Source organism: Mesorhizobium sp. M1B.F.Ca.ET.045.04.1.1, from assembly GCF_003952465.1.
Lineage (GTDB): Bacteria > Pseudomonadota > Alphaproteobacteria > Rhizobiales > Rhizobiaceae > Mesorhizobium > Mesorhizobium shonense.
Genome location: NZ_CP034448.1, coordinates 3910865 through 3923258, shown reverse-complemented (window position 1 = coordinate 3923258; position 12394 = coordinate 3910865). Strand labels below are relative to the sequence as shown.

The window sequence follows — 12394 nt, the reverse complement described above, 5'->3', positions numbered from 1 at the left end:
TTTGGGCCGATCCCGTGCAAAAGCGCGCAGGCTTCCGGGCGGAAGCCCAGTATCGGGCACTGTGGCTCGCCGGCACCATCCTCCTATTCGTGCCGGCGCACGGCTATGTCGGCCGGCTTCGGCTCTGGACGCCGACGCTTGCCGAGGCCTGGATCTGCGTTGCCCTTATCGCCGTCGGCATCGCCTTCGCCTGGTGGGCGCGCCTGCATCTCGGCAAGCTGTGGTCCGGCACCATTACCGCCAAGGCCGATCACCGGGTGGTCGACACCGGCCCCTATCGGCTAGTCCGCCACCCGATCTACACCGGCCTGCTTTTGTCGATCCTCGCCACCATGGCGGCGAAAGGCACGGTCTGGGGCATCGCCGGCGCCGCCCTCCTGCTTATAGGCATCGTCGTCAAGGCCAAGCTGGAAGAAAGCTTCCTGCGCGGCGAGTTGGGCCCCGCCTATGACGACTACGCCAGGCGCGTGCCGATGCTGGTGCCCTTCGCGCCAGCCTGACCCGCTTTACAACATCCTGAGCAGCGCGCCGCCGATCGAATAACCGGCGCCGAAGGCGCAGAGCAGGCCGAAATCGCCGGCCTTCATGTCGGCATGGTTTTCCGACAGCGCGACGATCGCGCCGGCGCCCGCCGTGTTGCCGAGCCGTTCCAGCACCATCGGCGCGCGGTCGTGGTCGACGTCGTGACCGAAGGCGAGTTTCAGGATCATCGCGTTCATGCGCGCATTGGCCTGATGCAGCCAGAAGCGGCGGATGCCTTGCGGCGTCAGCCCGTGCTCGGCCAGGAACTCGACGATGAATTTGTGGCCGGCGACGGTGACTTCCTTGAACACCTTGTTGCCGACCTGCTTGATCAGATTGCCCTCGAGCTTGATCTGGTAGGGATCGTCCTGGGCGGTGCGGGTGTGGTAGCCGAGATTGGTGCGGATGTTGTTCGACAATTGCGTCCAGGTGCGTGTGTCGAGCACCTCGAAGCGTCCCGGCCGCTTTTCGCCCTGGTTGAGCCCTTCGACGACCATCGCGACCGAGGCGTCGCCGAAGATGAAATGCGTCTGCCGGTCGCGGAAGTTGAGATGGCCGGTGATGATTTCGGGCGTCGACACCAGGATGCGCTTATGCGCCCCGGCCCTGACCAGATTGACCGCGATGTGCAGCGCGGCCGCGGCGGAAGAGCAGCCCAGCCCCATGTCGAAGCCGGCGCCCTTGGTGCCCAGCGCCTCCTGCATCTCGATGGCGATCGCCGGATAGGGCCGCTGGTGATGCGAGGCCGAGCATATCACCAGGTCGATATCCGACGCTTCCACGCCGGCATGGGCAATCGCCTTTCTGGCTGAGGCAATGCCGAACTCCGCCTGGAGCGACAGCGCGTCGTCCGGCCGTGCCGGAATCCGTGGCGCCATGCGGGTCGGGTCGAGAATGCCTTCGCGCTCGATCACATGGCGGGTCTGCACGCCCGACGCATGCACGATGAAGTCGCTGTCCGATTTCTGCAGCGGCGTCTCGCCGGTGACGGCGCGGCGCGCATTTTCGGTATCGACCCAGCTGTTGAAGCTTTCGACCAGCTCTTCATTGGTGATGACGGGCTCGGGGATTTCGGCGCCGATGCCGCTGATGATGACGCGATGCATGTCCAATCCGTCCGAGGCGCAACCTTCTGGTGCCGAAGCGGGCCGGGCCACCCTTGTCGTATTTGGCCGGTTTATGCCAGCTTAAATCTCTGTCGCGCGCTGCTATCGCGATGAGTTGACCGGAAGCAGTCAGGCGCGCTTGGCGATGATGAAGATGCGCGGGAAGCGCAGCAGCACCTTGCCGTTCGCAGTCTTGGGATAGGCCTTTGCGATCTTCGCGGTATAGCTTTCGAGAAACAGCTTCTTCTCATCCGCGTCGAGCGGATCGAGGAACGGCTTCAATCCCGTCGCCTTGACCCATTCGACGACCGCTTCGGCATCGGCCAGCGGATGGTTGTAGATCGTGTGCCAGATATCCACCCGATCCGCGAGCGGCGACAGGAGATCGTAGTAGAACGAAACCGGCGGCAGCGGCGCGCGCGCCGCGCCCTTGAGCTTCGCCGAGAACGGCATCTCGGCCGCGGTGTCGCGCATCAGCTGATGCGAACGCTCGGCGAGATTGTCGGGCATCTGGATGGCCAAGGCGCCGCCGGGCGCGAGCAATCCCATCAGCCGCTGGAACACCGCCGGATGCTCCGGCAGCCACTGGAAGACGGCGTTGGCGAAGATCACGTCGACCGGGTTCTCCGGCTGCCATTTGGCAGCATCGGCGAGCGCGAAGGTGACATTGGGCAGCCGCGTCCTCGCCTTCTCGATCATGTCGGGCGAGGTGTCGAAGCCGCTGACCTCGGCATCCGGCCAGCGCTCGACCAGAAGCTGCGTCGAGTTGCCTGGACCGCAGCCGATGTCGACGACGCGGCGCGGAAAGTCTACCGGCACCTGGGTCGCCAAGTCCCGCGCGGGCCGCGTACGCTCATCCTCGAACTTCAGATATTGAGCGGCGGACCAATCAGCCATTTCAGAACCTCTTTGTTCGCCGCCGCCTCGTTGATCCTACCTTGTCAGCCGCTTGTGCGTCATGCGGTGCGGAGTGGCCGCTTCCGCGCCCAGGCGGCGCAGCTTGTCCTTCTCGTATTCCTCGAAATTGCCCTCGAACCATTCGACATGCGCGTCGCCCTCGAAGGCGAGCATGTGGGTCGCCATGCGGTCGAGGAACATGCGGTCGTGGCTGATGATGACCGCGCAGCCGGCATAGGCTTCCAGCGCATCTTCAAGCGCGCCCAGCGTTTCGGTGTCGAGGTCGTTGGTCGGTTCGTCGAGCAGCAGCACATTGCCGCCGCCCTTCAGCATCTTTGCCAGATGCACGCGATTGCGCTGGCCGCCTGAAAGGTTGCCGACCTTCTGCTGCTGGTCGCCGCCGCGGAAGTTGAAGGACGAGCAATAGGCGCGGCTGTTGACCTCGTGCTTGCCGAGCTTGATGACCTCGGCGCCGCCGGAGATCTCTTCCCACACGGTCTTGTTCGGGTCGAGCGCGTCGCGGCTCTGGTCGACATAGCCGAGCCTCACCGTCTCGCCCTTGCGGATCGAGCCGGCATCAGGTGTTTCCTGGCCGGTGATCATCTTGAACAGCGTCGTCTTGCCGGCGCCGTTCGGGCCAATGACGCCGACGATGCCGCCTGGCGGCAGCTTGAAGGAAAGGTCTTCGATCAGCAGTTCGTCGGCGAAGCCCTTGTTGAGGCCTTCGATCTCGATGACGACGTTGCCGAGGCGCTCGCTCGACGGGATGACGATCTGTGTATCGGTCGGCTTGCGGCTCTGCGACTGCTCGACCAGTTCCTCATAGGCCTTGATACGGGCCTTGGACTTGGTCTGGCGCGCCTTCGGCGAAGACTGGATCCACTCGCGCTCGCGCCAGATCGCCTTCTGACGGGCGTCGTCCTCGCGGCCTTCCTGGATCAGGCGCTTGGCCTTGGCGTCGAGATACCTGGTGTAGTTGCCCTCGTAGGGGATGCCGCGGCCGCGGTCGAGCTCGAGGATCCAGCCGGTGACGTTATCGAGGAAGTAGCGGTCGTGGGTAATGATCAGCACCGAGCCCGGATAGTCGCGCAGATGCTTTTCCAGCCATTGCGTGGTCTCGGCATCGAGATGGTTGGTCGGCTCGTCGAGCAGCAAAAGGTCGGGCTGCTCGAGCAGCAGCCGGCAGAGCGCCACGCGGCGACGCTCGCCGCCCGACAGGTTGGTCACCTCGGAATCGGCCGGCGGGCACTGCAGCGCGTCCATCGCCATCTCGACCTGCTGCTCGAGGTCCCACAGGTTGAGGCGATCCATCTCGTCCTGCAGCTTGGCGGACTCGTCGGCCGTCTCGTCGGAATAGTTCATCATCAGCTCGTTGTAGCGATCGATGATGGCCGTCTTCCTGGCGACGCCGTCCATGACGTTTTCGCGTACGGTCTTGTTGGGGTCGAGCTGCGGCTCCTGCGCGAGGTAGCCCACGGTCGCGCCCTCGGCCAGCCACGCCTCGCCCTGATACTCCTTGTCGAGCCCGGCCATGATGCGCAGGATGGTCGACTTACCCGAGCCGTTGGGGCCGAGGATGCCGATCTTGGCGTCCGGATAGAAGGACAGGTGGATGTTGTCGAGCACCTTCTTGGTGCCATAGGCCTTCGACAGGCCGGACATGTGATAGATGAATTGGCGAGCCACGCGCGCTTTCCCTGAAACTGAACTGTCGAGTTGGATGGGGGTTGCGCGCTATGTAGGCGATGAAGCGCCGAACGGCAATCGCTTTCGGCATGCCGCGATCTTTCGGCAAGCCGCAGGACTGCCGGTCCGGCGGCTTAACCCGCGCAGCCCCTACTGGAAGCCGATCGCGTCGACCGTGCCCTTCGGGCAACCGGCCTTGCCCGTCGGCGTCGAGGCCATGAGCAGGTCGGCGAGCTTGCTGTCAGGACCGATCGGACCGGAGAGGCCGAGCGTCAGCTCGCCGATCAGCCGCCGGCCGCTCGACGGATCGACAAGGCAGGAGACGCGTACCCGGTCGCCGGCGCCAGCGCCGAAGGCCTGGTCGAAGGCGCTGCGGACCTGGTCCGACGTCAGCTGCTTGCCGATGTTCTTGGTGAAGAGATCGCGCACCGGCGAGGCGTTCACCGCGCGCATCAGATTGAGCGCGTCGGAGAAATACTCCTGCTGGCTCTTGCCGTAGCAGGTGCCGTGCTTGATCCACTCGTGGCGTTCGAGCTTGGAGGCAGTACCCGGCATCACCTCGTCGAGCTCGGCGCGCGTATTGGCATCGAGGTCGACCGCTGGCAGATCCCCCCAATGCGCGGGATTGTCGTTGGTCTTGTCGCCAGCCGACACTTGGCAATAGAAATTACCGTTCGGCTGCGGCCACAGCCCGTGCAAGGTGAAGTGCGAAGCGTCGAACTCGTTGGGATTCTGCGCCTTGCATTCGGGCTTGTTGGCCTTGGTCTCGCAGAAGGCGGGCTGCCAGCTCAATGCGAAGACATATTCAGGCTTGCCGGAAGCCGGCTGCGACGGTCTGGCCTGGTCGGCGGGCGCCTGGGTGGCCGGCGCGCTGCCGCCGGTGACATGACCGCAGTTGATCTTCACCCAGCGTCGTTCCGGATCGGCGCCCGGGACCTGGATGAGGTAGTGGGTGGGCGCGTCCTTGTTGCCGGCCAGAAGCTGATAGCTTTGTCCTGCCTCGATGGAGATGTTGCCCGGGTTCTTGCCACTCTTGATGGCTTGCGTCGCCGGACAGGCGCTGTCGGCCACGAATGTGCCGCTCATCTTCACATCGGCATTCGCCGTGCTGGCGCCAACCAGGGCCAGAACAACCGAACCCCATAGTGCCCAAACCCGCATTCCCGCTCTCCCGGCGATCATTGAACCGTATTGGATTCGTCACACTAGAACAGGCGACGTGTCAGAATTGCGATCTTTTTCGCCAGGCGAAAATAATCCCCAGATGAAGGCTTTTGGCCTGGTCAGCTCTCGGCCTGCTCCACCCGCAGCGCCAGCACCCGCAGCAGCGCCAGCGCACCCTTGAGCTCTCGAGGGTCGAGGCCCTCGGAGACAGAGTTCGCCCATGCGTGTTGACGTCTGGCGATGTGGCGGATTGCCGTCCAGCCGGCTTCGGTCACCGACAAAAGCTTGGCGCGGCGATGCGCCGGATTGTCGGCATAGGCGGCAAGCCCGTCCTCGGCCAGTATGTCGGCCAGGCGCTGCACGCTCTGGCGGGCAAGCCCCATGTCGCGTCCGATCTCCGCGACGGATTTCGGCTCTCTAAGAACGGCTCCCAGCACCTGCCAGCGCGCCGCGGTCAGCCCCGCCGGAGCGGCCAGCCGATCTGCCGCTTCGAGGAAGCGGCCATTCAGCCTGAACACAGCAAGAACGAGATCGGTAAGCGTGTCTGCGGCCTCGGTCCCGGTCGTCATTCGTGGGCCTCGATGGTCGCGATGAATGTGTTGACGGCTTCCGCCACCACCTCGGGCTTGTCAAGCATGACCCAATGGCCGGTGCCCGCCACGACTTGATGCGGAATGCCGGCTCGCAGGTGATAAAGCGCGGATGGATTGTTGCTGGGCTCGGTCGCCAGCACCAGCAGCGGCCCATGATAGGCATCGAGCGCCGGTTCCGGATTCCACTCGGCGAGCGCCTTGCCGACACCCGCCACCGCCGCCGGATCGACGACCGACGCGTCGGCAAGCACCCGCTCGCGGACGGCAGGATTGGAGCCGGCGATGGACGTGTAATACGCCTTCAACACATCGGATGCATTGGGGCCGGCCAGATCACGGATGAACCCTTCGCGCACGTCCTTCGGCAAGGCACGCGGATCGGTCGCCGGATCAACCAGCAGGATGCCGGCGACACGGTTCGCATGGCTGGCGGCGTAGGCGAGCGCCGTCCCCGCCGCGCCGCTATGGGCAACAATGAGAAACCTTTTCAGGCTGAACGCATCGGCGATCGCTTCGACGTCGGCCGCACGCCCGTCATAGCCATAGTCGCCATCCGCGGCTGGCGCCGAGATGCCGTGACCGCGAAAGTCGAAGGCAACCGCCCGCCGGTCATCGGCCGTGGCTTGCATCACCTGCTGCCACGCCGATGCACGGCTGCAATCGCCGTGCAGGAACAGGATCGGCAAGCCGTTGCCGGTTCCGATACTGTAAATCGCAAGCCGACCCTGCGGGCCGTCGATGGTCGACGTCTTCATAACTTTCTCCCTGGCTTCCAAGTTGACAGCATACTGTCATATAACTCATTGACAGCATGCTGTCAATGCTGCGCTCTCTTGACGTCGCCGAAACCCTCGCCCATCAGTCGCGGAGGGAGCGAGACATGCCATTCGACAGAAAGACTAGGCTGGCCTCACCAACCGGGGCCGACCTTAACCTTTATGTGAAAGACGCTGAGACGGCTCCGCGCGCCGTGATCCAGATCAATCACGGCCTCGCCGAACACGCGGCGCGCTATGCCCGATTTGCCGATTTCCTCGCCCCGCGCGGCTTTCATGTCTATGCCCATGACCATCGCGGCCACGGCGCGACAAAGGCGCCCGACGCGCCGCTCGGCAGGTTCGCTCACGCCGACGGCGTCGCCAAGGTGATCGCCGATGTCGGCGCGGTCCACGACCTGATCGCCGCCGAGCATCCGGGGTTGCCGGTCATCGTCTTCGGCCACTCGCTCGGCGCTTCGATCGCGTTGAATTTCGTGCTCCGCCGTTCCGGTCGCGTCCGTGCCGCCGCCATTTGGAACGGCAATTTCTCGCAAGGTCTGCTCGGCCAGCTCGCGCTGGGCATCCTAGGCTGGGAACGCATGCGGTTGGGCTCCGACGTGCCGTCGCGCCTGTTGCCGAAGCTGACCTTCCAGGCCTGGGGCAAGGCGGTGCCCAACCACCGGACCCTGTTCGACTGGCTGTCGCGCGATCCGATCGAGGTCGACAAATACATCGCCGACCCGCTCTGTGGCTGGGACGCCTCGATCTCGATGTGGCGCGATGTCGTCAGCATGGCGCTTCATGCCGGCAAGGATTCCAGCTTTGCCGGCGTACGCCGCGACCTCCACGTCAACCTGGCCGGCGGCGAGAAGGACCCGGCGTCGGACTATGGCAAGGCGGTCAGCCACCTCGGCCGGCGCATGGATAGAATGGGCTTTTCGAATCTGGTTTCAAAGGTTTACGCCGAGACTCGCCACGAAAGCTTGAACGAGATCAATCGCGACGCCGTCATGAACGATTTCGCCGCCTGGGCCGACAGCGTGCTCAAATCCTGATCCGGCGTGGCCCACTGCAAGAGCCGTGACAGGGACGGCTGCTATTGATAGTGCATGTCGCCCAAAAGTGCGCAGCGGTTTTGGGATAGCGACATGCACGACGCAGGATTCGAGGCTGCGCTTCATTGAACCACGGTGATCCATGACAGAGCCTCCGCTGAAAGGCATCCGCGTTATCGAGCTCGCCCGCATCCTGGCGGGGCCTTGGGCCGGGCAGCTGCTCGCCGATCTCGGCGCCGATGTCATCAAGGTCGAAAGCCCGGATGGCGGCGACGATACCCGCAAATGGGGTCCGCCCTTCGTCATGAGCCATGACGGCGAGAACCTTTCGGCCGCCTATTATCACTCCTGCAATCGCGGCAAGCGCTCGATCGCCATCGATTTCTCCAAGCCCGAGGGCGCCGACACGCTGCGGCGCCTCGTCGCCACTGCCGACGTGCTGATCGAGAACTTCAAGCTCGGCGGCCTGAAGAAATATGGCCTCGACTACGAAAGCCTGAAGAAGATCAATCCGCGCCTCGTCTATTGCTCGATCACCGGCTTCGGCCAGGACGGCCCTTACGCACCGCGCGCGGGCTACGATTTTATCATCCAGGCGATGGCCGGCATGATGTCGATCACCGGCGAGGCAGGTCGGGAGCCGCAGAAGGCGGGCGTCGCGATCTCCGACCTTTTCACCGGTCTCTATTCGGTGATCGCCATCCAGGCGGCGCTGCGCCATGCCGAAAAGACCGGCGAAGGCCAGCACATCGACATGGCTCTGTTCGACAGCCAGGTCTCGGCGCTCGGCAACCAGAACCTCAATTATCTGGTCTCCGGCAAGTCGCCGGTGCAGATGGGCAACGCCCATATGAACATTGCGCCTTACGAGGTGCTGCCGGTGAGGGACGGCCACATCATCCTTGCCGTCGGCAATGACGGCCAGTTCGGCAAGTTCTGCGCTGTGGTCGGTCTCACCGACTTGCCCGCCAATCCTGACTTCGCCACCAACCCCGCCCGAGTGGCCAATCGCGCCAAGCTGCGCGAGCTGATTGTCGAGACGCTGAGCACGTGGGATCGCGATCCGCTTTTGGCTAAGCTCGAGGCAGCAAGCGTGCCGGCGAGCCCGATCAACACGATCGGCCAGATGTTCGCCGACCCGCAGACGATCGCGCGCGGCATGCGACTCGACCTCGACGACGGCCATGGCAATCTTCTGCCTTCGGTGCGGGCGCCGATGGTGATGTCCGGCACGCCGCTCGTTTATGAGCGCCCCTCGCCGCGCCTCGGCGAGCACACGCAGGAAATCCTTGCCGAACTGGAGAGATCAGCAAAATGAAGACCGGCGGACAACTGATCGTCGAGGCGCTCGAAGCGAACGGCACCGACCGCATCTTCTGCGTTCCGGGCGAATCCTATCTGGCGGTGCTCGATGCGCTGCATGATTCATCGATCCGCACCATCGTCTGCCGCCAGGAAGGCGGCGCGGCGATGATGGCCGACTGCCAGGGCCGCCTGACCGGCAAGCCCGGCATCTGCTTCGTCACCCGCGGTCCAGGCGCCACCAACGCCTCGGCCGGCATCCACATCGCCATGCAGGATTCGGTGCCACTCATCCTGTTCATCGGCCAGGTCGCAAGCCATGCCAAGGAGCGCGAGGCCTTCCAGGAGGTCGACTACAAGCGTTTCTTCGGCGACATCGCCAAATGGGTGGTCGAGATCGACGACGCCTCGCGCATTCCGGAATTCGTCACCCGCGCCTTCGCGGTGGCGACCTCGGGCCGGCCGGGCCCCGTGGTCATCTCGCTGCCCGAGGACATGCTGACCAGCCAGGTCGAGGCGCCGGAAGCGCTTCCGCACACGCCGGTCGAGACGCGTCCCGGCGAGGCCGAGCTCGACGCGCTCGAAATGCTGCTTGCCGGCGCAAAGCGACCGTTCGTCATTCTCGGCGGCACGCGCTGGGATGACCAAGCGGTGGCGCAGATGCGCACGATCGCCGAGGCATGGTCGCTGCCGGTGGGCTGCTCATTCCGTCGCCAGATGCTGTTCGACCATCTTCACCCGAACTATGCCGGCGACGTCGGCATCGGCATCAATCCGAAGCTGGCGGCGCAGATCAAGGCGGCCGACGTCGTGCTGCTGATCGGCGGGCGCATGGGCGAGATGCCTTCCTCCGACTACACGCTGCTGAAGAGCCCCTATCCCGACCAGGCGCTGGTGCATGTCCATGCCGATGCCGGCGAGCTCGGCCGCGTCTACCGCCCGACGCTGGCGATCAACGCCTCGCCGTCGGCTTTCGTCACGGCGTTCGCCAAGCGCAGGCCGGCCGCCACGCCTTCATGGGCGCAGGAGACGGAAAAGGCACATGCCGCCTATCTCGAATGGTCGACGCCGCCGCAGACCGGCCCAGGCGCGGTCCAGATGGGGCCGATCATGGAGTATCTGAACAAGACGCTCCCTGAGGACGCCATCCTGACCAACGGCGCCGGCAACTATGCCACCTGGGTGCATCGCTTCTACCGCACCCGCCGCTTCGGTACGCAGGCAGCACCCACTTCCGGCTCGATGGGCTACGGCACGCCTGCGGCCGTTGCCGCCAAGTCACTGTACCCTGATCGCACCGTGGTTGCCTTCGCCGGCGACGGCTGCTTCCTGATGAACGGCCAGGAATTCGCGACCGCTGTCCAATATGACCTGCCGATCATCGTAGTGGTCGTCAACAACGGCATCTACGGCACCATCCGCATGCATCAGGAACGGGAATATCCAAACCGCGTCGTCGCAACCGATCTGAAGAACCCGGACTTCGCCGCCCTTGCCCGCGCTTATGGCGGCCATGGCGAGACGGTCGAAAAGACCGAAGACTTCGCGCCTGCGTTCGAACGTGCGCGCGCCAGCGGTAAGCCGGCAATCGTCGAGATCAGGCTCGATCCCGAAGCGATCACGCCGACCCGCACGCTGACCCAGATCCGCGACAAGTCGTGACTCGAACGAGGCGGTTTTGCCGCCTCGTTCCTGCCTGCGGAAAGTCCGCTACATCGATGCGCCAGCCTTTTCGATCTGCCCGCGTATCTCGCCGTCCGGATTAGCCTTCGTGTGGACATTGACGTAATACTTGCCGGCCTCAAGATCGGCCGCTTGCGCGTCGGTCAGCGTCGCCGATCCCTTGATCGGGCTCTTTAGCTTCTTGAACGGGATTACCGGATCCGCGCTTTGACCCATTGCGGCCGGGCCGTGAATGTGAGCGGCCGCCGCCGGCCCGCTGAGGCCGGAATATTTGACGTTCCAGCTGAGCTTCTTGCTGGTGGTGTTGAAGGTGAATGTAGCAGTTCCCTTGCCCTTGGTGGTGACGGGCGGGGTTTGCTGGCCACCATCGAGCGTCGCCTTGAACTTCATCGTCTCGGCCATGGCCGGCGATGCGAGCAGGAAAGCGGTCGAGACGGCTAGCGCCGAAAGCAGCGGCAAGGCTTGGATGCGCATTGAAGGACCTCCGTTTGGCTAATGCGTCCGCCACCGCTCCCCGGCGCGCGGACTCTACTGCAACGGTTGGCAGGCGCTTTGTATCCGGACACACGCATATTTTACCAGCGCCAACAAAAAGGGGCGGTCGCCCGCCCCTTTCGATGCCGCCATCAAGGCCCGATCTTACTTGATCGCCTTGTCGGTGATCGCCGTCGTGTAGGCGCCCGAGGGCTCCTTGGCGATGATCTTCTGGTCGAGCAGCGCCTTGGCGGTGCGCTCATAGGTCGCCGGATCGAGCTTGCCGTCGGCATTGTCGATCAGCTTGGCGACTTCGCCCATCATGCGCTTCTGGTGGTTCTCGTCCTGGCCGCCATTGTCCATGACGATGCCGGCCGCCTCGTCCGAATTGTCGACGGCGTATTTCCAGCCCTTCATCGAGGCGCGCACGAAGCGCACCATCTTGTCCTCGAAGGCCGGATCCTTGAGCTTGTCTTCCAGCGCATAGAGCCCGTCCTCGAGCAGGTCGTTGCCCATGGCCGAGTAGTTGAAGACGGTGAGTTGCTCCGGCTTGTAGCCGGCGTCGATCAGCTGCCAGTACTCGTTGTAGGTCATGACCGAGATGCAGTCAGCTTGCTTCTGGATCAGCGGCTGCACGTCGAAGCTCTGCTTCAGCACCGTGACTCCGTCCGGACCGCCCTCGGTCTTGAGGCCGAGCTTGTTCATCCAGGCATAGAACGGATATTCGTTGCCGAAGAACCAGACGCCCAGCGTATGGCCCTTGAAGTCCGCTTCGGTCTTGATCGGGCCGTCCTTCGGGCAGACCAGCTCCATGCCGGCCTTCTTGAAAGGCTGGGCGATGTTGACCAGCGGCACGCCCTTCTCGCGCGCGGCGAGCGCGCCGCCCATCCAGTCGACGATCACGTCGGCGCCGCCGCCGGCGATCACCTGCTCCGGCGCGATGTCCGGACCGCCCGGCTTGATGTCGACGTCGAGGCCCTCGGCGTCATAGAAACCCTTGGCCTTGGCGACATAGTAGCCGGCGAACTGGGCCTGCGTGACCCATTTCAGCTGCAGCGTCACCTTGTCGGCGGCCATCGCCTGGAAAGCGGCCAGCGACATCGCCCCGGCCAAAGCAGAAATTACCAGTCTTTTCATGTTTTTACCCTCTGAAG

Annotated in this window: 12 protein-coding genes; 4 read left to right on the top strand and 8 right to left on the bottom strand. The window is 64.1% G+C overall.

The window, feature by feature from the left end:
- Positions 1 to 14 precede the first annotated feature (14 nt).
- Positions 15 to 500, top strand: coding sequence for an isoprenylcysteine carboxylmethyltransferase family protein (locus tag EJ071_RS19035; protein WP_245459920.1), 486 nt, complete (start codon positions 15 to 17; stop codon positions 498 to 500).
- A gap of 6 nt (positions 501 to 506) precedes the next feature.
- On the opposite strand, the gene EJ071_RS19030 is transcribed toward EJ071_RS19035, so the two are convergent.
- The 6 genes from EJ071_RS19030 to EJ071_RS19005 form a co-directional block, all read right to left on the bottom strand.
- Positions 507 to 1628, bottom strand: coding sequence for a beta-ketoacyl-ACP synthase III (locus EJ071_RS19030; RefSeq protein WP_126099229.1), 1122 nt, complete (start codon positions 1626 to 1628; stop codon positions 507 to 509).
- Positions 1629 to 1757: 129 nt separating this feature from the next.
- Positions 1758 to 2525 (bottom strand): trans-aconitate 2-methyltransferase, encoded by a 768-nt coding sequence (tam, locus tag EJ071_RS19025; protein ID WP_126099228.1) that lies wholly within the window; start codon positions 2523 to 2525, stop codon positions 1758 to 1760.
- A gap of 36 nt (positions 2526 to 2561) precedes the next feature.
- Complete coding sequence (ettA, locus tag EJ071_RS19020; protein WP_126099227.1) at positions 2562 to 4211, bottom strand: energy-dependent translational throttle protein EttA; 1650 nt, start codon at positions 4209 to 4211, stop codon at positions 2562 to 2564.
- A gap of 150 nt (positions 4212 to 4361) precedes the next feature.
- Positions 4362 to 5372: a ribonuclease gene (locus tag EJ071_RS19015; RefSeq protein ID WP_126099226.1), complete on the bottom strand. Its 1011-nt coding sequence runs from the start codon at positions 5370 to 5372 to the stop codon at positions 4362 to 4364.
- Positions 5373 to 5494: 122 nt separating this feature from the next.
- Complete coding sequence (locus EJ071_RS19010) at positions 5495 to 5944, bottom strand: MarR family transcriptional regulator (RefSeq protein WP_126099225.1); 450 nt, start codon at positions 5942 to 5944, stop codon at positions 5495 to 5497.
- Entirely contained in the window at positions 5941 to 6654 is a 714-nt protein-coding gene (locus EJ071_RS19005) for an alpha/beta fold hydrolase (RefSeq protein WP_189521104.1), read from the bottom strand. Before EJ071_RS19005 ends, EJ071_RS19010 begins: the two co-directional genes overlap by 4 nt.
- 194 nt (positions 6655 to 6848) lie before the next feature.
- On the opposite strand from EJ071_RS19005, the gene EJ071_RS19000 reads away from it, so the two are divergent.
- The 3 genes from EJ071_RS19000 (at position 6849) to EJ071_RS18990 (ending at position 10745) form a co-directional block, all read left to right on the top strand.
- Positions 6849 to 7781: an alpha/beta hydrolase gene (locus tag EJ071_RS19000; RefSeq protein ID WP_126099223.1), complete on the top strand. Its 933-nt coding sequence runs from the start codon at positions 6849 to 6851 to the stop codon at positions 7779 to 7781.
- A 142-nt stretch (positions 7782 to 7923) separates the two neighbouring features.
- Positions 7924 to 9099, top strand: a complete 1176-nt coding sequence (locus tag EJ071_RS18995; protein WP_126099222.1) for a CaiB/BaiF CoA-transferase family protein — start codon at positions 7924 to 7926, stop codon at positions 9097 to 9099.
- A complete protein-coding gene (locus tag EJ071_RS18990) occupies positions 9096 to 10745 on the top strand; it encodes a thiamine pyrophosphate-binding protein (RefSeq protein WP_126099221.1) in 1650 nt (549 codons plus the stop codon). The genes EJ071_RS18995 and EJ071_RS18990 overlap by 4 nt, the downstream gene beginning before the upstream one ends.
- 48 nt (positions 10746 to 10793) lie before the next feature.
- Here the strand turns inward: EJ071_RS18990 and EJ071_RS18985 are convergent, their stop codons facing one another.
- Together EJ071_RS18985 and EJ071_RS18980 are read right to left on the bottom strand one after the other, a co-directional pair.
- The gene (locus EJ071_RS18985) at positions 10794 to 11240 is read right to left on the bottom strand and encodes a CHRD domain-containing protein (RefSeq protein ID WP_126099220.1); all 447 of its coding nucleotides are present in this window, start codon (positions 11238 to 11240) and stop codon (positions 10794 to 10796) included.
- A 165-nt stretch (positions 11241 to 11405) separates the two neighbouring features.
- The gene (locus EJ071_RS18980) at positions 11406 to 12377 is read right to left on the bottom strand and encodes an ABC transporter substrate-binding protein (protein WP_126099219.1); all 972 of its coding nucleotides are present in this window, start codon (positions 12375 to 12377) and stop codon (positions 11406 to 11408) included.
- Between the last annotated feature and the right edge of the window lie 17 nt (positions 12378 to 12394).

What these genes read in the sequence shown, in the direction of transcription:
- EJ071_RS19030 (WP_126099229.1), bottom strand. Translation starts at nt 1,628, where the DNA reads ATGCATCGCGTCATCATCAGCGGCATCGGCGCCGAAATCCCCGAGCCC.
- EJ071_RS19000 (WP_126099223.1), top strand. Translation starts at nt 6,849, where the DNA reads ATGCCATTCGACAGAAAGACTAGGCTGGCCTCACCAACCGGGGCCGAC.
- EJ071_RS18980 (WP_126099219.1), bottom strand. Translation starts at nt 12,377, where the DNA reads ATGAAAAGACTGGTAATTTCTGCTTTGGCCGGGGCGATGTCGCTGGCC.
- tam (WP_126099228.1), bottom strand. Translation starts at nt 2,525, where the DNA reads ATGGCTGATTGGTCCGCCGCTCAATATCTGAAGTTCGAGGATGAGCGT.
- EJ071_RS19015 (WP_126099226.1), bottom strand. Translation starts at nt 5,372, where the DNA reads ATGCGGGTTTGGGCACTATGGGGTTCGGTTGTTCTGGCCCTGGTTGGC.
- EJ071_RS18995 (WP_126099222.1), top strand. Translation starts at nt 7,924, where the DNA reads ATGACAGAGCCTCCGCTGAAAGGCATCCGCGTTATCGAGCTCGCCCGC.
- EJ071_RS18985 (WP_126099220.1), bottom strand. Translation starts at nt 11,240, where the DNA reads ATGCGCATCCAAGCCTTGCCGCTGCTTTCGGCGCTAGCCGTCTCGACC.
- EJ071_RS18990 (WP_126099221.1), top strand. Translation starts at nt 9,096, where the DNA reads ATGAAGACCGGCGGACAACTGATCGTCGAGGCGCTCGAAGCGAACGGC.
- EJ071_RS19010 (WP_126099225.1), bottom strand. Translation starts at nt 5,944, where the DNA reads ATGACGACCGGGACCGAGGCCGCAGACACGCTTACCGATCTCGTTCTT.